The organism is Methylogaea oryzae (assembly GCF_019669985.1).
Lineage (GTDB): Bacteria > Pseudomonadota > Gammaproteobacteria > Methylococcales > Methylococcaceae > Methylogaea > Methylogaea oryzae.
The window spans coordinates 23172-44450 of sequence record NZ_AP019782.1 but is presented as its reverse complement, the minus strand read 5'-3'; the positions used below and the strand labels follow the sequence as shown (position 1 = coordinate 44450).

Sequence of the window (21279 nt, the reverse complement as noted above, 5' to 3'; positions counted from 1 at the left end):
CCATGGCAACCGCCACAGCCACCATCATTGTCATCGAGGACGATCCTCAGATGCGCCGCTTCCTCCGCACCAGCCTGGGCAGCCAAGGCTTCCAGGTGTTCGAAGCGGATACCGGCCAACGGGGCCTGATCGAAGCGGGCCAGCGCAAACCGGACATCCTCATCCTGGACCTGGGCCTGCCGGACATGGACGGCGTGGAGGTGGTCAAGGCGCTGCGGCAATGGACGCAGCTGCCCGTCATCGTCCTCTCGGCGCGCAGCACCGAGCAGCATAAGATCGAAGCGCTGGACGCCGGCGCCGACGATTACCTGACCAAGCCCTTCGGCATCGGCGAACTGCTGGCCCGCGTCCGCGTCGCCCTGCGCCACTCCGCCGCCGGCCAGCAGCCGGCGGCGCTGTTCGAGGCGGGCGACATCAAGGTGGACCTGTTGCAGCGGCAGGTGTTCGTCGGCGAGCGCGAAGTGCACCTGACGCCCATCGAATTCCGCTTATTGTCCGTGCTGGTGAAAAACGCCGGCAAAGTGCTGACCCACCGGCAGTTGCTGAAAGACGTCTGGGGACCGGGCCATGCGGAGGACGCCCATTACCTCAGGATTTACATGAGCCAGCTGCGCCACAAGCTGGAAGCGGATCCCACCCGGCCGCGCTATCTGACCACCGAGTCCGGCGTCGGCTATCGCTTGCGCTACGGCCCGTCGCCGGACTGAAGGCGAACGCCCCCGCATCCGCGTCGCTCAGCACGCCGGCCTTCTCCATCGCGTCCGCCGTTATTCGGCCTCCATTTTTTACGCGTTTTTGATACCGGCCTGACTAAAGTCTGCGGCAAAGGGCGACATGCCCTCCCCAGACTGTCACGAGGTTATGAAAAAACGACTTGTTGCTGTCCTGTTAAGCGGTCTATTCATTTTATCGGCCTGCCAATCCGGCGACGGCGAAACCGAGCTGGCAGGCTCGGCACAGGGCACCACCTACCACATCAAACTGGCGGGCGACATGCCGGCGGCACAACGGGATGGCCTGAGCGCTCGCATCGAAGCAACTTTCGATGACATCGACCGCAAGCTGTCCAATTATCGCGACGACTCCGAAATTTCCCGCTTCAACCGCCTCAACAGCAGCGACTGGGTGCCGGTTTCGCCGGAAATCGCCCGGCTGGTGGATATCGCCAAGCAGGTGTACGAGCGCTCGGAAGGTTGCTACGACCTGACGGTGAAGCCGCTGTTCGATTTGTGGGGCTTTTCCAAACACGAAAGCCGCGTGCCCAGCCAGGAGGAAATCGACGGGGCGCTGGCCCACGTCGGAATGTCCCGCGTCGAGGTGGATTTGGCGGGGGCGCGTATCCGCAGGCTCGATCCGGCGATGCAGATCGATTTATCGTCCATCGCCCAGGGCTACACGGTGGGAGCCATAGCGGATCTGCTGGACAGCGCCGGAATACACGACTACCTGGTGGAAGTGGGCGGCGAGATGAAAGTCAAAGGCCGCAAGGCCAACGGCCAACCTTGGCGAGTCGCCATCGAGACGCCGAACCCGTTCACCCGCGAAGTCGAGCGGATACTGGAAATGCGCGAACAACAGGGCATGGCGATCATGACCGCCGGCACCTACCGCAACTATTTCGAGGCCGACGGCCAGACCTATTCCCACATCCTCAACCCGAAGACCGGCCGGCCGGTCACCCATCACCTGGCTTCGGTCACCGTCCTCCACGACGACCCCACTTGGGCCGACGCCTGGGACACCGCCCTGCTGTGCGTGGGCGAAAAGGAAGCCGCCAAGATCGCCGAAACCGAACGCCTCAAGGTGCTGCTGATTTACCGGGACGAAGGCAAATTCGTACAACACGCCAGCCAGGCGTTTATTTCCTCTCAAGAGCCACAGCCCTAAGAGCCAGCCCTTGCGGGGCTACCCACCCCTCCGTGCGCCCAATTAAAACCTCAAGAATCCCCTATGAAAACCACCTCGCGCCGCAGCAAAACCCTCCAACTATCGGCTTTAATATTCGCTTGCCTTTTACCCGTGCTGGGCTTTGCCCAAGAAACGGCTGCCGCAACGCCGGCTGACCTGAAATACAGTTTTCTCGGCTATTTTGCGATTGTAGTCACGGTGATGGCCTATGCCATCGCAATGACCGAAGACCTGCACCAACTCAGCAAGGCCAAACCGATGGTTCTAGGCTCCGCGCTAATTTGGTTTGCCATCTTTACTTACTATTCGATAGAGCACGGCAGCGCAAAAACCATCGCCCCAATTTTCCAAAGCAATTTGACAGCCTACGCCGAGTTATTTCTATTCATTACCGTATCGATGACGTTTTTAAATGCCATGACCGAACGAGGCATTTTCGATGCATTGCGAATCGTGTTAAGCAACAGGCAGTACAGCTATCGGCAATTATTCTGGATTACCGGCGCGCTGGCTTTTGTGTTGTCTACCGTCATTAGCAGCCTGACGGTGGGCTTGCTGATGGGATACATCATCCTGGAAATAGGCAAAGGCCAGCCCAGATTCGTCGGCCTGGCAGGGCTGAACGCCGTCGTTGCGGCTAATGCCGGCGGCACCATGAGCCCCTTAGGCGGCATTTCCACATTTTTCGTTTGGCAGCAAAACATGCTGCATTTCACCGAGTTCTTTTATTTAACCATCCCCTGCATAGTCAATTTCTTGGTGCCGGCAATCATCATGCACTTCTCTGTCACCAAGGAAGCTCCCGCGTTTTCGCGGGACATACCGATTTTGAAGCGCGGCAGCAAACGGATTATTTTAATATTCATACTCACGTTCAGCGCTACCGTTTTATCGAATGTTTTTCTTGATATGCCGGCAATCGTTGGAATGATGTTCGGCTTGGCTATACTGCAATTCTTTGCCTACTATTTAACGAAATCGGAAAAAACCTATCGCCTCGCAACCGAGCACGAAGCCTACGACGAACACGAAATACAAATCTACATAGCATCAAAGAAGGGCTTCGATGTTTTCAAGTGCATCGCGGGAGTCGACTGGGATACATTGATGTTTTTCTATGGCGCGATGATGATTGTCGGCGCGCTTAGCTTTCTCGGATATTTAGATGCCATGGCGCATTATTTATTTACGGAAATCAACGCCACCTTGGCGAACGTCATGATCGGCTTGGCTTCTTCGTCCATCGACAACGGCACATTGATGTTCGCGGTGTTGAACATGCACCCGCCGTTCCCGGTAGGACAGTGGTTGTTGCTTACCTTGACGCTGGGAGTGGGTGGCAGCTTATTGGCGATCGGTTCCGCGCCTGGCCTGCACGTGCTGGGATTGATGAAAGCGCATATGAAAGAAGGCGAAGGCTATACTTTTACCCTGCACCTGCGCTGGATGCCCGCCGTTCTGCTGGGTTTTTTCGCCAGTATCGCCACGCTGTTTTTAGTTAACGGCGGCAAGTTCTAGTTTCGATCCAGGCGTTTTTAATGTCCCCATCCGGCGCCAGCACACGCAGTCCGAACGCAAACGCCTCGCCGGCCCGCGCGTTGGGAGCCGAGGCAAGGCGGCGGCGCGGGCGCCTGAAGATTTTCTTCGGCGCGGCGGACGGCGTGGGGAAAACCTATGCCATGCTGCTGGCGGCGAAAGAGCGGAACCGGGACGGCGGGGAAACGCTCGTGGGCATCGTCGAAACCCACGGCAGCAAGGAAATCGCCGAGTTGCTGGAGAACCTGGAATCGCTGCCGCGGAAAATCGTCTTGCAACGCGGCCTTTCCCTGCAGGAATTCGACCTGGATCAGGCGCTCGCCCGCCGACCGTCTTTGATCCTGGTGGACGAACTCGCCCACAGCAATGCGCCGGGAGCGCGCCATCGCAAACGCTGGCAAGACGTCAAAGAGCTGCTGGACGCCGGCATCGATGTCTACACGACGCTGAATGTGCAGCACTTGGAAAGCCTGCACGAAGATGTCGGTAACATCACCGGCATACGGGGTTGGGAGACCGTCCCGGATACGGTATTCGACGAAGCCGACGAAGTGGAGCTGGTGGACCTGCCGCCGGACGCGTTGCTGGCACGACTGGCGCAGGGCAAGGTTTGCCTGCCTCGGCAAGAGGAAAGGGCGAACCGTCATTTCTTCCGCAAGGGCAATCTCATCGCCTTACGCGAACTGGCCCTTAGGCGCACCGCCGAACGCGTCGATGCGGAAATGCGCGAGTACCGCAGCGATCACGCCATCCGCAAAGTCTGGCAAGCGGGCGAGCGCATCCTGGTTTGCGTCGGCCCGGACTCCCGCGCCGAACGCCTGGTATGGGCAGGCAAACGCTTGGCATCCAGCCTGCACGCGGCGTGGATCGTCGCCTACGTGGAAACCCCGAAGTTGCAGCGCCTGCCGCCGACGCAACGCGACGAGGTGCTGCGCGTATTGCGCCTGGCGGAACGACTGGGGGCGGACACCGCGACCTTGTCCGGACCGGACATGACCGAAGCGATCCTGGATTTCGCGCGCGAACACAACACGACCAAACTGGTCATGGGCAAGCCGGGCCGCAAGGGCTGGCGGCGCTGGTTTCTCGGCTCCGTGGTGGACAGCGTCATCAGCCGGGCGCACGACATCAACTTCTACCTGTTGGGCAGCGAACCGGAAGACGCTTCCCTTGCCGAACCGGCCGCCGCCCTCGAACAGCTCGACAGCGGCCTTGCGCCCACCGCCGACAGAGCCGGCTATGCCGGCTATTTCTGGGGCATCGTCACGCCGCACCTGTGCACGCTGATCGCTTGGCCGCTGCGCAACCATATCGGATCGGCCAGCATCCTGATGGTTTACCTGCTCGGCGTATTTCTCCTGGCCACCCGCTACGGGCTGGGACCCTCCCTGCTCGCCTGCCTGCTCACCGCCCCCGCGTTCGCCTTTTTTTTCGCGCCGCCGATCTTTTCCTTCGCTATATCGGATACGCAGAACCTCATCGGGCTGGCGGTCATGACCCTGGTCGCCGTCATCACCAGCAACCTCATGCAGAATGTGCGTTCCCAGGCCAAGATCGCCGCCTTCCGGGAAAGGCGCGCCGCCGCGCTGTACGGCCTGAGTAAGGAGTTGGCCGGCGCCCGCGAGGAGGAGGATATCGTCGACATCGCCGTGCGGCACGTGCAAGGCGAATTCGGCGGCTCGGCCGCATTGCTGCTGCGTAACGAGAAAGGAGAACTGGCCTACCCGACCGCCGAGTCGCTGCCTGCGCCCCTGCGCGGCATCGACCTTCGCGTGGCGCAGTGGGTGTTCAAGCACGGCCAGGTGGCCGGCAAAGGCACGGACACGTTGTCGGAAGATCGGGCGATTTACATTCCCCTGTGCGGCTCGCAAGAAGCCATCGGCCTGCTGGCCCTGGAGCCGGCCAGTTTGCGCCGGGTATTTCTGCCGGAACAAAGACGGTTGCTGGAAACCTTTTGCAACCAGATCGTCCAGGCTTTGGAACGGGTCCAGTCGGCGGAACGGGCGAAAAACGCCTCCATCCGCGCAGAAACGGAAGCCTTGCGCAACTCCCTGCTCGGCTCCCTCTCCCACGACCTGCGGACGCCGCTGACCAACATCGTCGGCGCCTCCGGCGCCCTGGTCGTGAACGATGCCTCGCTGCAGCCGGAAGATCGGCGCGAACTCAACCGCGCCATTCACGAGGAGGCGTTGCGCATGTCGGACTTGACCAGCAAGCTTCTGGACATGGCGCGCCTTGAGGGCGGCGAAATCGCCCTGGATCGGCAGTGGTACGCACTGGAAGAAATTGTCGGCAGCGCCCTGGGCCAGCTGGAAAAGCCGTTGCAGGACAGGCCGGTGACTGTCCGGCTGCCGGAGGGCGTGCCGCTGGTGTGGGTGGATGCCGTGCTGCTGCAGCAGGTATTGGTCAACCTGCTGGACAACGCCGTGAAATACACGCCGCCCGGCAGCCCTATCGACATCACCGCCGAATTATCCCCCTATCGGCTGACGATTGCGGTAGAGGACCGTGGGCCGGGAATTCCGGCGGGAATGGAGCAAAAGCTGTTCGATAAGTTTTACCGGCTCCAGGCGGAAAGCGCGCAAAGCGGCGTGGGATTGGGTTTGGCCATCTGTAGAGCCGCCGTGCAAGCCCACGGGGGCGAAATGAGCGTCGAAAGCCGCCAAGGCGGCGGGGCGGCTTTTTCCCTAACCCTGCCGGTGCAAAAGGATCCGCCTCCCATGGCCGAAGAAGATGCATCGGAGGAACCGCCATGACGGACGAGGAACCCTTGGTGTTGGTCATCGAGGACGATCCGCAAACCCGGCGCGTCCTCAGAACCAGCCTGGGCGGCCTGGGCTGGCAAGTGGCGGAAGCCAATAGCGGCGACAACGGCTTGGCCCAGGCCAAAAGCCGCCCCCCCGATGTGGTGATTCTAGACCTGGGGCTGCCGGACATGGACGGCGTGGCGGTGGTTCGGGCGATACGCAAAAATTCCGAAGTGCCCATTATCATTTTGTCGGCTCGCTCCCAGGAAGGCGACAAAATACGGGCGTTGGATACCGGCGCCGACGATTACCTGAGCAAACCGTTCAGCGCCGGCGAACTGGAAGCGCGCCTGCGCGCCCTGTTGCGGCGCGCCGCAAAAAACACGGCAAACCGCGAGCTGTTCCAGGTAGACGACTTGACGGTGGACCTCACGCTACGCAAGGTCTGCCTGGCCGAATGCGAGATACGCCTGTCCCGCATCGAATACCGCTTGCTGGCTGTCTTGATCCGCAATGCCGGCTTGGTAGTTACCCACCGGCAGTTGCTCCGCGAGGTGTGGGGACCATCCCACGTACACGATGCCCACTACGTGAGAGTCTACATGGCGCAACTGCGCCACAAGCTGGAAGCCGACCCCGCACGACCACACTATCTGCTCACCGAAGTTGGCGTAGGCTATCGCCTTCGCTGCGGCAACGACTTCGGCAACGCCTAACCATCACTCACTGTCAGGAGAAATCATTGTGTTCGGACTTTGTCAGCGGCTAGTCGCAACGTTATTGATCGTCGCGGCCGGCAGCGCCAGCGCCGACGATGCGCCGCCCCAGGGCCTGCTGGAATCCCTCACCGGCAAGGACGCCGCCGCCTGGACCGGCCTGGATCGATTCGGCCTCAACGCCGGCGGCTGGGCCGCGGCGGGTTTCACCTACAACAGCGACAGCCCCGCCAGCCACAACAACGGCCCGGTGTCCTTCAACTACCGTTCCAACGAATTCCACCTGTACCAGCTCAACCTGTTCGTGGAACGGCAGACGCAAAAAGGCGACGATTGGGATTTCGGCGGCCGCATGGACGTCATGTTCGGCACCGACACGCCCTATACCCAGGCCACCGGACACTGGGACATGGGCCTGATCGACAAGCGCGACCTGCGCCTGTACGACCTGGCCCTGCCGCAGGCCTATGTGGAGGTTTACACGCCTTGGGGCAACGGCGTCACCACCAAGATCGGCCATTTCTACAGCATCATCGGCTACGAATCGGTGCCGTCCTGGCCCAACTTCTTCATGTCGCACACTTACAGCATGAAGTCCTCGCCCTTCACCACCACCGGTTTCCTATCCAGTTACGCGGTCAACGACAACGTCAGCGTGCAAACCGGCGCCGTCACCGGCCCGGACAACTTCGACCGCAAGCTGGGCGCCTGGAGCTACCTGGGCGGCGCCAGCTGGAACAGCGACGACAAGGCCACCGGCTTCAGCTTTTCCATCCTCAACGGCCCCACGGACGACACCCGCTCCTCCAACCTCAGCTATTACACCGCCGTTTTCCACCAGGACTTCGGCACCAAGCTGCACTATGTGCTGCAACACGACCGCGGCTTCCAGCACGCCGCCATCGGCAAGCAGGACGCCGAGTGGTATTCCGTGGTGCACTACCTCACTTACGACGTCGCGGATACTTGGGGCGTGGGCCTGCGCGGCGAGTGGTTCCGCGACGACGACGGCGTGCGCTACACGGACGGGGCGGCCAGTTATTTCGCCCTTACCGGCGGCGTCAATTGGAAGCCCACCGGCTGGCTGATGCTGCGGCCGGAAGTGCGCTACGACTGGGCCGACGCCCAGCGCAACCCCTTCGACGGCGGCCACGAGCCGGACCAGCTGCTGCTGGGCCTGGACGCGGTGGTGCGCTTCTGAACCGGCTTTTTCCCGCCGGGCGGCGGGCGTACACTGTCGCTCCATCCACCGCAGGCGAATCCCCATGGCCGAACCGCGCAGCTTCATTCCCCTACCCATCGCCGTCCTCACCGTGTCGGACACCCGCAGCGAGGACAACGACACCTCCGGCAAAGCGCTGGTGGAACGCCTGATCGACGCCGGCCACCGCTTGGCGGAAAAACGCATCGTGCCGGACGACATTTACCAAGTGCGCGCCGTCGTCTCGCGCTGGATCGCCGACGACGGCGTGGGCGTCGTCATCACCACCGGCGGCACCGGCGTCACCGGCCGCGACGGCACGCCGGAAGCGGTGCGCCCGCTGCTGGACAAGGAGCTGGACGGCTTCGGCGAAGTGTTCCGCGCGGTGTCCTTCCACGACATCAAAACCTCCACCATCCAGTCGCGCGCCCTGGCGGGCGTCGCCAACGGCACCTATATTTTCTGCGTCCCCGGCTCCACCGGCGCCTGCTGCACCGCCTGGGACCACCTCATCAAAGACCAGCTGGACTACCGCACCCGGCCCTGCAACTTGGCCGAACTGATGCCCCGTTTGCTGGAAAAATAATCCCCGTCAAGCAGAAGGAACGCCGCCATGAAAAGACCGATCCTCGCCGCCCTGCTCGCCTGCGCCGCCAACGCCCAAGCCGCCGGCCCCAATATGCGCCCCGGCCTGTGGGAAATCACCAGCCAAACGGAAATGCCCGGCCTGCCCATGGCCATGCCCGCCATGACCATGCAGCACTGCTTCACCGCCGCCGACGTGGCCCAAGGCGAAAAATCCGTGCAGCCCGACGCGGGCGACGCCAACTGCAAAGTGTCCGGCTACAGCCTGCAAGGCAACACCGCCACCTGGACCCTGCAATGCGACAACATGCGCGGCCAAGGCCGCATGACCTATTCCGGCGACAGCTACTCCGGCAGCACCGAGCTGCAAATGCAGTCGGACGGGGAAACGCAGACCATGAAACAGACCATGAATGCGCGGCGGGTGGGGGATTGCGCAAAATGAAACCGCAGCGCATAAGCCGGAGTTCGCGATTGATAGGGTGCGCGATCGCTTACCGCCTCTACAATCATCCCATTCTTGATTTCCCATAAGGAGCCAACCATGCACGTCACCTTCGAAGAAGCGCAAAAAGCCATCGCCGCCGCCATCAAGAAAGCCGAGGAAACCGGCACGCAGATGTGCATCGCCATCGTCGATTCCGGTTCCAACCTGAAAGCCTTCGCCCGCATGAACGACGCCTGGGTGGGCAGCATCGACATCGCCGTCAAGAAGGCCAAGACCGCCTGCTACTTCGGCATGCCCACCGGCCAGATCGGCCAGCTGTCGCAGCCGGCCGGCCCCTTGTACGGCATCGAGCATTCCAACGACGGCTTGATCACCTTCCCGGGCGGCCTGCCCATCGTCAACCAGGATGGCATCCTGGTGGGGGCCATCGGCGTGAGCGGCAGCTCGGTGGAAAACGACCACATCGTCGCCAAAGCCGGCGCGGAAGCCATCGGACTGTCCGATTTGCCGGCCCATCCCTGGCGCACCTGAGCCGGGGGATTAAAAGGCCTGGACCTTCTTAGCACTCCCTCACCCCAACCCTCTCCCGTAGGGAGAGGGAGCCGGAAGACGACTGACACGAATCGGCGGAACCGCTTCCCGTTCCGCCCTGCACATCCCCGCCTTTTCCGCCCCCGCCCAAGGGTATAATGCCCCCATCGCAACAAGCCCCGGATATCCCCATGACGATCCGCCTGGGCGTGGTGATGGACCCCATCTCACGCATCAACATCAAGAAGGACACCTCCTTCGCCATGCTGCTGGAAGCCCAGGCGCGCGGCTGGGAGCTGCACTATATGGAGCTCAACGACCTGTACCTGCGCGACGGCCGGGCTTACGCCCGCTCAAGGCGGGTGGAGGTGGAGCGCAACGAACAAGGCTGGTTCCGTTTCCTGGACGAAACCGACGCCGCCCTGGACGAGCTGGACGTGGTGCTGATGCGCAAGGACCCGCCCTTCAACCAGGAATACATCTACGCCACCTACCTGCTGGAGGCGGCGGAAAATCGCGGCCTGTACGTGGTCAACAAACCCCGCTCCCTGCGCGACGCCAACGAAAAACTGTTCACCGCCTGGTTCCCGCAGTGCTGCGCCCCCACCCTGGTGGCGCGCGAGGCGTCCCGCATCCGCGAGTTCCTCAAGGAGCAGGGCGAAGTGGTGTTGAAGCCCCTGGACGGCATGGGCGGCGCGTCCATCTTCCGCGTGCGGGAGGACGACCCCAACCTGAGCGTGATCCTGGAAACCATGACGGAGCACAACAGCCGTTTCGTCATGGGCCAGCGCTACCTGCCGGAGATAGTCAGCGGCGACAAGCGCATCCTGGTCATCAACGGCGAACCGGTGCCCTACGCCCTGGCGCGCATCCCCGCCGCCGGCGAAAGCCGCGGCAATCTGGCGGCCGGCGGCAGCTACGAAGGCCGCAAGCTGTCCGCCCGCGATTTCTGGATCGCCCAGCAGGTGGGGCCGGCGTTGAAAGAGCGGGGCCTGGTGTTCGTCGGCCTGGACGTGATCGGCGATTACCTCACCGAAGTGAACGTCACCAGCCCCACCTGCGTGCAGGAGTTGGACAAGCTGTTCGGCCTCAACATCGCCGGCCAATTGATGGATCACATTGAACAAGCGCTTACCGACCGCTGCTGAAGTGCTGGCCTGGGGCGAAGGCTCGACCGACCGCCTCAGCCTGGCGCTGTTCCTCGCCGCCCTGCTCCACGCCGTGGTGATCCTGGGGGTGAGCTTCAGCGCGCCGGACCGCCCGCGCGAGCGGGAACCGCTGGAAATCACCCTGTCCCACCTGCCGTCCAAGCAGGCGCCGAAAAAGGCCGATTACCTGGCGCCGGAAAACCAGGTGGGCGGCGGCGAGGGAAAAACCAAGGCGGCGCCCCAGGTCGAAGCCGCGCCGTCCCTGCCGTCCGGCGGCCAGCCGCAAGCGGGCGAGGCGGACACCGACCAACCCGCCCCCAGCCAGCAGCAGCCGCTGCTGACCCAATCCAAGTCCGCCCACCATAAAATCGCCGCCGCGCCGGCCAAGGACAAGCGCCGCCGCAACGAAGCGCCGCAAAGCATCGACCTGGCGGCGGTGCAGCGGCAGATCAGCGAATTCAGCAACGAATTCGTCCAGGCCCAGGAACAATACGCCAAGCAGTCGAAGATTCTTTACGTCAACTCGGTCAGCGCCCATAAATACGCCGCCGCCGCCTACGAAAAAGCCTGGCAGGACAAAATCGAACGGGTCGGCAACCTCAACTACCCCGACGAAGCCCGCCGCCAGAGCCTGTCCGGCAGCCTGCTGCTGAGCGTGGGCATCAACAAGGACGGCACCATCCACAGCATCAAGGTCCGCCAGTCCTCCGGCCACGTGGTGCTGGACGACGCCGCCAAGCGCATCGTCGAACTGGCCGCCCCCTTCGCCCCCTTCCCCGCCGGCCTGCGCGAAGAAGCCGACGTGCTGGTCATCACCCGCACCTGGAAGTTCTTCAGCGATTCGCATTTGTCTACGGGGCCTTAGCGCCCGTCCTTGCAGGCACCGCCCGCTAATCCCATACTATCCCCATGACCGAATTCGACAGCCTCGCCAACCAATTCCTGATCGCCATGCCGGCCATGGAGGATCTGTTTTTTACCCGCACCGTCACTTTCATGTGCCAGCACAACGCGGACGGGGCGCTGGGCATCGTCATCAACCGGCCGTCGGACCTGACCCTGGGCGACATCCTGACGCAGATGAACATCGAGTCCCACAATCCCGCCGTCAACCGCATGCAGGTGCTCATCGGCGGCCCGGTACACCCGGAAAGGGGCTTCGTCATCCACGAGCCGCCGGGCCAGTGGGAGTCGAGCATGCGCATTTCCGACGACATCGCCTTGACCACCTCCCGTGACATCTTGGAAGCGGTCGCCAGAGGCGAAGGCCCTCGGCACGTGTTGGTCGCCCTGGGTTATGCCGGCTGGAGCGGCGGCCAGCTGGAGAAGGAAATCCTCGGCAACGCCTGGCTGAACACGCCCATCGACCGCAGCATCCTGTTCGAACGCCCCACCAACCAGCGCTGGAAGGATGCCGTGGCGGCCATGGGGGTGGACGTCGCCCTGCTGTCGTCGCAGGCGGGGCATGCCTGAGGCGGCGCTGCGGCCTGCGGCGGCCGAAGGCACTTTTTTAGGTTTCGATTACGGCAGCAAGCACATCGGCGTGGCGGTGGGCCAGCGCGTCACCGGCACGGCCAGCCCGCTGGAAACCGTTCGCGTCGTCGGCCATAAGCCCGATTGGGAAGCCATCGCCCGTCTCATTGCTACTTGGCGGCCGGAAGGCCTGGTGGTGGGCATCGCCTACCAGCAGGACGGTTCGGAAAACCCCATCACCCAAGCCATGCTGCGCTTTTCCCGCCAGTTGCACGGACGCTTCAGCCTGCCGGTGCATACGGTGGACGAAACGCTGACCACTTTCGACGCGCGGCAGATGCTGTACGACGACCTGAAAGTGCGGCGCAAAACTTATTTGCAGGCCAAGGACGAGCTGGCCGCCCAACTGATCCTCCAAACCTGGTTAAGCCTGTGACCGATCTCGATATCAACCAACTGCTGGACACGCTGGAAGCGGAACTGCGCCGCGAAATCGCCGCGCGCGGCCTCGCCGACCCCGCCATGGTGGGCATCCTCACCGGCGGGGTGTGGATCGCGCAAAAGCTGCACGAGCGGCTGGGACTGAAGGACCCGCTGGGCCTGCTCAACATCAGCTTTTACCGCGACGATTTCTCGCAAATCGGCATGCATCCGCAGGTGACGCCCAGCAGCCTGCCCTTCGACGTGGACGGCCGCGACATCCTGCTCATCGACGACGTGCTGTACACCGGCCGCACCATCCGCGCCGCCCTCAACGAGGTGTTCGACTACGGCCGCCCGGCCAGCGTGATGCTGGGCGTGCTCATCGAGCGGGACGGCCGGCAGATTCCCATCCGCCCCGATTGCTGCGGCGCGCGGCTGACCCTGCCGCCGGGCCAACGCATCAAACTGACCGGTCCAGAGCCCTTGGGCTTGGAACTGCGCGAGGCCGCTTCCGGAGCATAAGCAAACCAGCCATGGCAGACCATTCGCTATCCCAAGACTTGCAGCTGGACAGCCAGGGCCGGCTGCGCCACTTCCTCACCATCGAAGGACTCAGCCGCGACCTGCTGGTGCGCATCATGGACACGGCGGAATCCTTCACCAGCGTCACCGAGCAGACGGTGAAAAAAGTCCCGCTGCTGCGCGGCAAAAGCGTGGTGAACCTGTTCTTCGAGAACAGCACCCGCACCCTGGCCACCTTCGAGCTGGCCGCCAAGCGGTTGTCGGCGGACGTGCTCAACCTCAACATCCGCACCTCCTCCACCGCCAAGGGCGAAACCCTGCTGGACACCATCCGCAACCTGGAAGCCATGCAGGTCGACCTGTTCGTGGTGCGCCACGCGGAAAGCGGCGCGGCCCACTTCATCGCCCGCCACTGCGCGCCCCACGTGTCCGTCATCAACGGCGGCGACGGCCGCCACGCCCACCCCACCCAGGCCATGCTGGACATGTTCACCATCCGCCGCGTCAAAGGGCCGGATTTCGGCAAACTCAAGGTCGCCATCGTCGGCGACATCCTCCACTCCCGCGTGGCCCGCTCGCAGATCGCCGCCCTCAACACCCTGGGCGCGGGCGAAATCCGCGTGGTGGCGCCGAAAACGCTGTTGCCGGTCCAGGTGGAAAGCCTCGGGGTCGCGCCCTACACCGATTTGGACGCCGGCCTGGACGGCGTGGACGTGGTGGTGATGCTGCGCCTGCAGCGGGAGCGCATGAACAGCGCCTTCCTGCCCAGCGAGAGCGAATATTTCCGCTGCTTCGGCCTCACCGAGCAGCGTCTGGCCCGCGCCAAGCCCGACGCCATGGTCATGCACCCCGGCCCCATCAACCGCGGCGTGGAAATCGACTCGGCGGTGGCCGACGGCCCCCGCTCGGTGATCCTGCAACAGGTCAACCACGGCATCGCCGTGCGCATGGCGGTGCTGTCCATGTGCACGCCGGGAGGCCACGCATGAGCGGACGCATCCTGATACGCGGCGGACGGCTGATCGACCCAGCCAACGGCGTCGACGCCGTGGCCGACCTGTACTTGGCCGACGGCCGCGTCGCCGCAGTGGGCCAGGCTCCCGACGGCTTCCAAGCGGACGAGACCGTCGACGCCGGCGGACTGGTGGTCTGTCCCGGCTTTATCGACCTATGCGCACGATTGCGCGAGCCGGGCCACACCCACAAAGCCACCATCGCCAGCGAAACCGCCGCCGCCGCCAAGGCCGGCGTCACCACCCTGTGCTGCCCGCCGGACACCGGCCCGGTGATCGACACGCCGGCCGTCGGCACCCTCATCCAGGAAAAGGCCGAACAGGCCGGCAAGGCGCGGGTGCTGCCCATCGGCGCGCTGACCCGCGAACTCAACGGCAAGGACCTGAGCGCCATGGCGGCGCTCAAGGCGGCCGGCTGCGTGGCGGTGGGCAACGCCTACCAACCCTTGGCCAACAGCCAGGTGTGGCGCCACGCCCTGGAATACGCCGCCACCCACGACCTGTTGGTGATGATCCGGCCGGAAGACCCCTGGCTGAAGGAACAGGGCTGCGTCCACGAAGGACGCTTGGCGACGCGGCTGGGCCTGCCCGGCATTCCCGAATCGGCCGAAACGGTGGCGGTGGCCCAGGCCCTGGCCCTCATCGAGCAAACCGGCGCCCGCGCCCACTTCGGCCAGCTGAGCTGCGGCCGCGCCGCCGCCATGATCGCCGAAGCGCAAAGCCGCGGCGTGGCGGTGAGCTGCGACGTGGCGATCCACCAATTGCACCTGACCGAGGACGACGTGGACGGCTTCGACGCCCGCTGCCACGTCTCTCCGCCGCTGCGCACCGCCGCCGACCGGGACGCCCTGCGGCTGGCCGTGGCCAGCGGAGCCATCGCCGCGCTGTGTTCCGACCACCAGCCCCACGAACCGGACGCCAAGCTGGACACCTTCCTCTCCACCGAACCGGGCATGGCCGCGCTGGAAACCCTGTTGCCGCTCACCTTGCGCCTGGTGGAACTCGGCCTGTTGAGCCTGCCTGCCGCGCTGGAACGCCTCAGCGCCGGCCCGGCGCGTATCCTCGGCCTGCCGCGGGCCGGCCTGGCGGTCGGCGATGCGGCGGACGTATGCGTGTTCGATGCGAACCAGGTATGGAAAGCGGAAGGGGCGCACTGGGCCAGCCGAGGCCGCAATACGCCATTCTGGGGACAGGAAATGCGCGGGGCGGCGCGCTTGACGCTGCTCGCGGGAGAGACGGTCTACCGGGCGGACAACCGCTAGACCGGATCGTTACGGGCGCGCCCGGCGAAAGGCCCGCCCGTCCCGAATCACATAAAGGCCGACTTGTTGGCGGCTTTTTCCCTGGCGGCGTTCTTGGTGACGAGCCGCTTGTCCACCAGTTCTTGCAGGCATTGATCCAAGGTCTGCATGCCTTCCTTGCGGCCGGTCTGGATGGCGGAATACATCTGCGCCACCTTGTCCTCGCGGATCAGGTTGCGGATGGCCGGGGTGCCCACCATGATTTCGTGCGCCGCCACGCGGCCGCCCTCGGCTTTTTTCAGCAGGGTCTGGGAAATCACCGCTTGCAGGGATTCGGACAGCATGGAGCGCACCATGTCTTTTTCCGCCGCCGGGAACACGTCGATGATACGGTTGATGGTCTTGGCCGCCGAGGTGGTGTGCAGGGTGCCGAATACCAAGTGGCCGGTTTCGGCGGCGGTCATGGCCAGGCGGATGGTTTCCAAGTCGCGCATTTCGCCCACCAGGATCACGTCCGGATCTTCGCGCAGGGCCGAGCGCAACGCCTCGTTGAAACCCAGGGTGTCGCGGTGCACCTCGCGCTGGTTGATGAGGCTTTTCTTGCTTTGGTGCACGAATTCGATGGGGTCCTCCACCGTGAGGATGTGGGAATAATCGTTTTCGTTGATGTGGTTGATCATGGCCGCCAGGGTGGTGGACTTGCCGGAACCGGTGGGGCCCGTCACCAGCACCAGGCCGCGCGGGAAAGCGGCGAACTCGGCGAAGGACGACGGACAGTTGAGTTGCTCCAGGCTGAGGATTTTCGACGGGATGGTACGGAACACCCCGGCGGCGCCGCGATCCTGGTTGAAGGCGTTGACGCGGAAGCGGGCCACGTTGGGCAGCTCGAAGGAGAAGTCCGTTTCCAGGAACTCTTCGTAATCGCGCCGCTGCTTGTCGTTCATGATGTCGTAGATCAGCGCGTGGGTCTGCTTATGGTCCAGCGGCGGCACGTTGATCTTGCGCATGTCGCCGTCGACGCGAATCATGGGCGGCATGCCCGCCGACAGGTGCAAGTCGGACGCACCGTTTTTGACGGAAAAGGTAAGCAGCTCGGCTATATCCATACGATCACCCTGCGGGTTATTGGTAGACTGAAAATTAAAACGTCGATGGCGTCGGCGCACCCCTCGGGTTGACGCGAAAAGCCCCCGCAGCAAACGCCGGCCACAGTATAGACAAAAAGGTTTTCCCCCATGAATCCATTGGAACAGCGCTTGGCCGCCGTCAAGTCGCGCCTGCTGGCGGCCGAACTCGCCGCCGGGCGCCGCGCCGGCGACGCCCGGCTGGTGGCGGTGAGCAAAACCCATCCGGCGGAAACCTTGGCCGCCGCCTACCGCCTGGGCCAGCGCCACTTCGGCGAGAACTACCTGCAGGAGGCCCTGGACAAGCAGGCCCGGCTCGGCCACTGCGACATCACCTGGCATTTCATCGGCCCGATCCAGTCCAACAAAACCCGCCCCATCGCCCAGCACTTCCACTGGGTGCACAGCGTGGACCGGCTCAAAATCGCCCAGCGCTTGAGCGAGCAACGGCCGGCCTACCTGCCGCCCCTCAATGTGTGCCTGCAAGTGAACGTCAGCGGCGAAGACAGCAAGTCCGGCGTCTCGCCCGGCGAGGCGGCCGAGTTGGCGGCGGCGGTGGCCGCCCTGCCCCGTTTGCGCCTGCGCGGCCTGATGGCCATCCCCGCCCCTTGCGACGATCCGCACCAGCAAAGACGCCCCTTCGCCCAGTTGCGGACGCTGCTGCAACCGCTGCAAGCCAGCCTGGGCCTGGACACCCTATCCATGGGCATGACCGACGACCTGGAAGCGGCGGTGCAGGAAGGCGCCACCCTGGTGCGCATCGGCACCGCCATTTTCGGCCGGCGCGACTACGGCAAGGACGGCGGCGATGCTGCGGGCGGCCAGGCACTGCGCTAGAATGCACCGATCCTTTATTTCCAGTACTGCGGAGCACGGGCCCGGCCCATGAAACAACAAACCATAGGCTTTATCGGCGGCGGCAATATGGCCCACGCCCTCATCGGCGGCCTGGTCGCCGACGGTTTCTCGGCCCAGAAAATCTGGGTGACGGACCTGGACCAAAACAAGCTGGCCGAGCTGAAGGAACAGTTTCACGTCAACACCAGCGCCGACAACCAAAGCACGGTAGCGCAATGCGACATCGTGGTGCTGGCGGTCAAGCCCCAGGTGCTAGCCGGCGTGGCGAAAGACATCGCGGCGGCGGTGCAGGCGCGCAAATCGCTGGTGGTCTCCATCGCCGCCGGCGTGCGGGCGGCGGACTTGCAACGCTGGCTGGGCGAGGAAACCGCCATCGTGCGCTGCATGCCCAACACCCCGGCCCTGGTGAAAACCGGCGCCACGGCCCTCTACGCCAACGCCCGCGCCGGCAAGAGCCAGCGGGAATCCGCCGAAAGCGTCATGCGCGCGGTGGGCTTGACGGTGTGGGTGGACGACGAAAACCTGCTGGACGCCGTCACCGCCCTGTCCGGCAGCGGCCCGGCCTATTTCTTCCTGTTCATGGAGGCCATGGAAAGCGCCGGAAGGGAGCTGGGCCTGGACGACCGCACCGCCCGTTTGCTGACCCAGCAAACCGCCTTGGGCGCCGCCAAGATCGCCATGGAATCGGCGGAAACGCCGGCCGAGCTGCGCCGCCGCGTCACTTCCCCCGGCGGCACCACCGAACAAGCCATCCGCACGTTCGAGGAAGGCGGTCTGCGGGAGTTGGCGCGCAACGCCATGCTGGCCGCCGAGCGGCGTTCGGTGGAGATGTCCAACCAGTTCGGTGCGCAATGATGGAAACGGATTACTGGCTGGCGCCCCTGCACTTTATCGTCCACGCCCTGGCGACCCTCGCCACCGGCGCGGTGATGCTGCGCCTGATCCTGCAACTGGTGCGGGCCGACTATTACAACCCCATCTGCCAGTTCCTGGTCAAAACCACCCAGCCGGTGCTGCGTCCGATGCGCCGGATGATTCCGTCCGTGGGCCGCTTCGACACCGCCTCCCTGGTGTTGATGCTGCTGCTGCAGATCGCCGCCGTGGCCGTGCTGCTCAGCCTGCAAGGCATGAGCCTTCCCTCCCCCGCCGCGATAGGGGTGCTGGCCGTCATGCGCTCGCTGGAACTGGCCATCGACCTATACGTCGGCGTGATCATCGGCAGCGCGGTGATTTCCTGGGTCGCGCCCCACAGCCACAGCCCGCTGGCGTCCTTGCTCTACAGCCTGTCCGAACCCTTGCTGCAGCCGGCCCGGCGCCTGTTGCCGGCCATCGGCGGCCTGGACCTCTCCCCCATCGCCGTGTTGATGGCGCTGGAACTGGCCCGCATGTTGCTGCTGCCGCCGCTGCAACAGCTGTTCCGCCTGGTGGGATGATGGCGTCCTGGTACGAATGCCGGGACGACGAGGTGACCCTGGCGTTGCGCATCCAACCCAAGGCCAGCCGCGACCAGTTCGCCGGCATCCAGGGAGACCGCTTGAAAGTCCGCATCACCGCCCCGCCGGTGGACGGCAAAGCCAACGAGCATTTGCTGGCGTTCCTGGCGAAAACCTTCCGGGTGGCGAAAAGCCAGGTTCAATTGCTGTCCGGCGAGACCGGACGGGAAAAAAGGGTGCGCATCACGGGCACTCGGCTGTGGCCCCAGTTTTTGGCCGAGGTCACACAAATAAAGGCGGCGTAGATTACACTAATCGGCAAATCCGGCGGCCTCATACCCAGGTAAACCGCCCCAAGAGCGAGAACGGACGATGAGCGACGACCAAATACAAGAAAGACTGCACGCCTACCGGGAATGGCGCGGCCAAATCGCCCAGGCATTGCAGAGCTACCGGGCGTGGCTGGACAAATACGGCCTCGGCTCGCCGCAGGAAGACGAAAGCATCACCAGCATGCTGCACAGCCTGATGTCGGACCGCATCACCGTCGCCTTCGCCGCCGAATTTTCCCGCGGCAAAACGGAACTGATCAACGCCCTCTTCTTCGCCCAGACCGGCGTACGCCTGCTGCCCTCCTCGCCCGGCCGCACCACCATGTGCCCGACGGAAATCTTTTTCGACAAGGCCCACGGCAGTTACATCCGCCTGCTGTCCATCGACACCCGCCTCAACGATATGCCGTTGAGCGAATACAAGCTGCACGCGGAAAGCTGGATGCAGATCGACCTGGATTGCAACTCCATTCCGCAGATGCAGCACGCGTTCAAGGAGCTGGCGGCGGTGAAGCGCGTCAGCGTCGCCGAGGCCACCCAACTGGGCCTCTACGCCGAGGACACCGGCACCCAGGTGGCGGAAGACGGCACCGTGGACATCCCCTGCTGGCGCCACGCCCTCATCAGCTTCCCCCACCCCTTGCTGCAGGAAGGCCTGACCATCCTCGACACCCCCGGCCTCAACGCCCTGGGCAGCGAGCCGGAACTGACCCTGAGCATGCTGCCCAGCGCGCAGGCCGTCGTCTTCGTGCTCGCCGCCGATACGGGCGTCACCAAAAGCGATATGGACATGTGGCAGAACCACGTGCGCGGCTTCGGCGCCAGCCGCAGCCGGGGCTTGGCCGTGGTGCTCAACAAGATCGACGCCATGTGGGACGAGCTGCAGGACGAAACCGCCCTGGAGCGCACCATCCACAAACAGGTGGACAGCACCGCCAAAATTCTGGAAGTCGATGAAAAGGCCATTTTCCCCATTTCCGCCAAGCAAGCCTTGCTAGCCAAGATCAAGCACGATCCCGCCCTGCTGGGCAAAAGCCGCTTGCCGTCGCTGGAGCGTTACCTGGGCGACGACGTGGTCAGTCAACGGCGCACCATCATGATGAACGTGGTGAACGACAAAGTCGGCGGTTTGGTGCAGGACTCCGCCAACGTGCTGGCGGCCCAGATCAAAGAGCTGGATAAGCAGCTCGCCGACCTGCGCGGCGTCGACAGCAACAACCACGCCACCATTAAAGGCCTGATGGTGGAAACCCGCGAACAGCAGGGCCGCTACATGACCAGCGTGGAAGACTTCCAAGCCAGCCGCCGCGTGCTGTCGGTGCAAGCGCGCATGCTGGTGGACTCCCTATCCCTGGAGCGGGTGGACGGCATCATCAAGCAAACCCGCCGCGACATGGCCAGCAGCTTGACCACCATCGGCATGAAGGGCGTGATGAAAAAGGTATTGGACGACCTGCACGCCATCGCCAACCGGGCCGGCGACATCGCCGGGGAAACCCAGCAGCTGGTGCAAGCCATTTACAAGAAATTCGAGGAAGAACACGGCTTCGCCGCCGCCAAGCCGGTGCAGTTTTCCATGCGCAAATACCAGTTGGACTTGGAACAGCTGTTCGCCGAAGGCGAAGCGTTCCGCAACAGCGCCTCGGCCGCCTTGCTGGAGCAAAGCGTCGTCATCCAGCGGCTCTACGGCACCGTCGTGGCGCGCGCCCGGGACATCATCGTGCAAGCCAACAAGGACGCCACCAACTGGGGCGCCATGGTGCTCTCGCCCCTGGTCCTGCAGATCAAGGACCATAAAAAAGCCATCGAAACCCGCCTGGAAATGCTGCGCAAAATCAGCGAATCCACTCAGACCCTGGACGAAACCATCGCCGAGCTGGAACAGCAGCTGGCGCCGCTGCGCCAGCAGTACGGCGAGCTGGAGGACGTGCTGAACGCGCTGCGCGGCGGCGCGGAAATTCCGCAAAAGGCCGCCGCGTAAGACGCCGGCGCGTCCTCCCCGGGCGCCGGCAGCCATGGACCGGGGAGAGGCGGCCCGCC

The 21279-nt window shown here is 63.8% G+C and carries 22 protein-coding genes; 21 read left to right on the top strand and 1 reads right to left on the bottom strand.

Annotated features, from left to right (window positions below; translation table 11 throughout):
• Positions 1–2 precede the first annotated feature (2 nt).
• The 16 genes from kdpE (at position 3) to K5607_RS00160 (ending at position 15513) form a co-directional block, all read left to right on the top strand.
• On the top strand, positions 3–707 hold the full coding sequence (gene kdpE / locus K5607_RS00235) for a two-component system response regulator KdpE (RefSeq protein ID WP_221047852.1): 705 nt from the start codon (positions 3–5) through the stop codon (positions 705–707).
• Positions 708–861: 154 nt separating this feature from the next.
• Entirely contained in the window at positions 862–1887 is a 1026-nt protein-coding gene (locus K5607_RS00230) for an FAD:protein FMN transferase (protein ID WP_054773811.1), read from the top strand.
• Between the two features lie 63 nt (positions 1888–1950).
• Positions 1951–3426 (top strand): sodium:proton antiporter NhaD, encoded by a 1476-nt coding sequence (gene nhaD / locus K5607_RS00225; protein ID WP_221047851.1) that lies wholly within the window; start codon positions 1951–1953, stop codon positions 3424–3426.
• A gap of 20 nt (positions 3427–3446) precedes the next feature.
• Positions 3447–6200: a sensor histidine kinase gene (locus K5607_RS00220; RefSeq protein ID WP_221047850.1), complete on the top strand. Its 2754-nt coding sequence runs from the start codon at positions 3447–3449 to the stop codon at positions 6198–6200.
• A complete protein-coding gene (locus K5607_RS00215; protein WP_221047849.1) occupies positions 6197–6907 on the top strand; it encodes a response regulator in 711 nt (236 codons plus the stop codon). Before K5607_RS00220 ends, K5607_RS00215 begins: the two co-directional genes overlap by 4 nt.
• Before the next feature lie 28 nt (positions 6908–6935).
• The gene (locus tag K5607_RS00210) at positions 6936–8108 is read left to right on the top strand and encodes a porin (RefSeq protein ID WP_221047848.1); all 1173 of its coding nucleotides are present in this window, start codon (positions 6936–6938) and stop codon (positions 8106–8108) included.
• 64 nt (positions 8109–8172) lie between these two features.
• Entirely contained in the window at positions 8173–8694 is a 522-nt protein-coding gene (gene moaB, locus K5607_RS00205) for a molybdenum cofactor biosynthesis protein B (RefSeq protein ID WP_054774555.1), read from the top strand.
• 27 nt (positions 8695–8721) lie between these two features.
• Positions 8722–9138, top strand: a complete 417-nt coding sequence (locus K5607_RS00200; RefSeq protein WP_054774556.1) for a DUF3617 domain-containing protein — start codon at positions 8722–8724, stop codon at positions 9136–9138.
• 99 nt (positions 9139–9237) lie between these two features.
• A complete protein-coding gene (locus K5607_RS00195; RefSeq protein ID WP_221047847.1) occupies positions 9238–9672 on the top strand; it encodes a GlcG/HbpS family heme-binding protein in 435 nt (144 codons plus the stop codon).
• Positions 9673–9863: 191 nt separating this feature from the next.
• The gene (gene gshB / locus K5607_RS00190) at positions 9864–10820 is read left to right on the top strand and encodes a glutathione synthase (RefSeq protein WP_054774557.1); all 957 of its coding nucleotides are present in this window, start codon (positions 9864–9866) and stop codon (positions 10818–10820) included.
• Entirely contained in the window at positions 10792–11685 is an 894-nt protein-coding gene (locus tag K5607_RS00185) for an energy transducer TonB (RefSeq protein WP_221047846.1), read from the top strand. Before gshB ends, K5607_RS00185 begins: the two co-directional genes overlap by 29 nt.
• 44 nt (positions 11686–11729) lie before the next feature.
• Positions 11730–12293, top strand: coding sequence for a YqgE/AlgH family protein (locus K5607_RS00180; protein WP_221047845.1), 564 nt, complete (start codon positions 11730–11732; stop codon positions 12291–12293).
• The gene (ruvX, locus tag K5607_RS00175; RefSeq protein ID WP_221047844.1) at positions 12286–12729 is read left to right on the top strand and encodes a Holliday junction resolvase RuvX; all 444 of its coding nucleotides are present in this window, start codon (positions 12286–12288) and stop codon (positions 12727–12729) included. Before K5607_RS00180 ends, ruvX begins: the two co-directional genes overlap by 8 nt.
• The gene (gene pyrR, locus K5607_RS00170) at positions 12726–13238 is read left to right on the top strand and encodes a bifunctional pyr operon transcriptional regulator/uracil phosphoribosyltransferase PyrR (RefSeq protein ID WP_054774455.1); all 513 of its coding nucleotides are present in this window, start codon (positions 12726–12728) and stop codon (positions 13236–13238) included. The genes ruvX and pyrR overlap by 4 nt, the downstream gene beginning before the upstream one ends.
• An 11-nt stretch (positions 13239–13249) precedes the next feature.
• On the top strand, positions 13250–14227 hold the full coding sequence (locus tag K5607_RS00165; protein WP_054774454.1) for an aspartate carbamoyltransferase catalytic subunit: 978 nt from the start codon (positions 13250–13252) through the stop codon (positions 14225–14227).
• A complete protein-coding gene (locus K5607_RS00160; RefSeq protein WP_221047843.1) occupies positions 14224–15513 on the top strand; it encodes a dihydroorotase in 1290 nt (429 codons plus the stop codon). Before K5607_RS00165 ends, K5607_RS00160 begins: the two co-directional genes overlap by 4 nt.
• 47 nt (positions 15514–15560) lie before the next feature.
• On the opposite strand, the gene K5607_RS00155 is transcribed toward K5607_RS00160, so the two are convergent.
• The gene (locus K5607_RS00155; RefSeq protein ID WP_054774927.1) at positions 15561–16598 is read right to left on the bottom strand and encodes a type IV pilus twitching motility protein PilT; all 1038 of its coding nucleotides are present in this window, start codon (positions 16596–16598) and stop codon (positions 15561–15563) included.
• 129 nt (positions 16599–16727) lie between these two features.
• Here K5607_RS00155 and K5607_RS00150 point away from each other — a divergent pair, with 129 nt between their 5' ends.
• The 5 genes from K5607_RS00150 (at position 16728) to K5607_RS00130 (ending at position 21220) form a co-directional block, all read left to right on the top strand.
• Positions 16728–17453 (top strand): YggS family pyridoxal phosphate-dependent enzyme, encoded by a 726-nt coding sequence (locus tag K5607_RS00150; protein WP_221047842.1) that lies wholly within the window; start codon positions 16728–16730, stop codon positions 17451–17453.
• A gap of 48 nt (positions 17454–17501) precedes the next feature.
• On the top strand, positions 17502–18329 hold the full coding sequence (gene proC / locus K5607_RS00145) for a pyrroline-5-carboxylate reductase (protein WP_221047841.1): 828 nt from the start codon (positions 17502–17504) through the stop codon (positions 18327–18329).
• Positions 18329–18907, top strand: coding sequence for a YggT family protein (locus K5607_RS00140; protein ID WP_221047840.1), 579 nt, complete (start codon positions 18329–18331; stop codon positions 18905–18907). The genes proC and K5607_RS00140 overlap by 1 nt, the downstream gene beginning before the upstream one ends.
• Positions 18907–19212, top strand: a complete 306-nt coding sequence (locus K5607_RS00135) for a DUF167 family protein (protein ID WP_221047839.1) — start codon at positions 18907–18909, stop codon at positions 19210–19212. Before K5607_RS00140 ends, K5607_RS00135 begins: the two co-directional genes overlap by 1 nt.
• Before the next feature lie 67 nt (positions 19213–19279).
• On the top strand, positions 19280–21220 hold the full coding sequence (locus K5607_RS00130; RefSeq protein ID WP_221047838.1) for a dynamin family protein: 1941 nt from the start codon (positions 19280–19282) through the stop codon (positions 21218–21220).
• Positions 21221–21279: the final 59 nt, after the last annotated feature.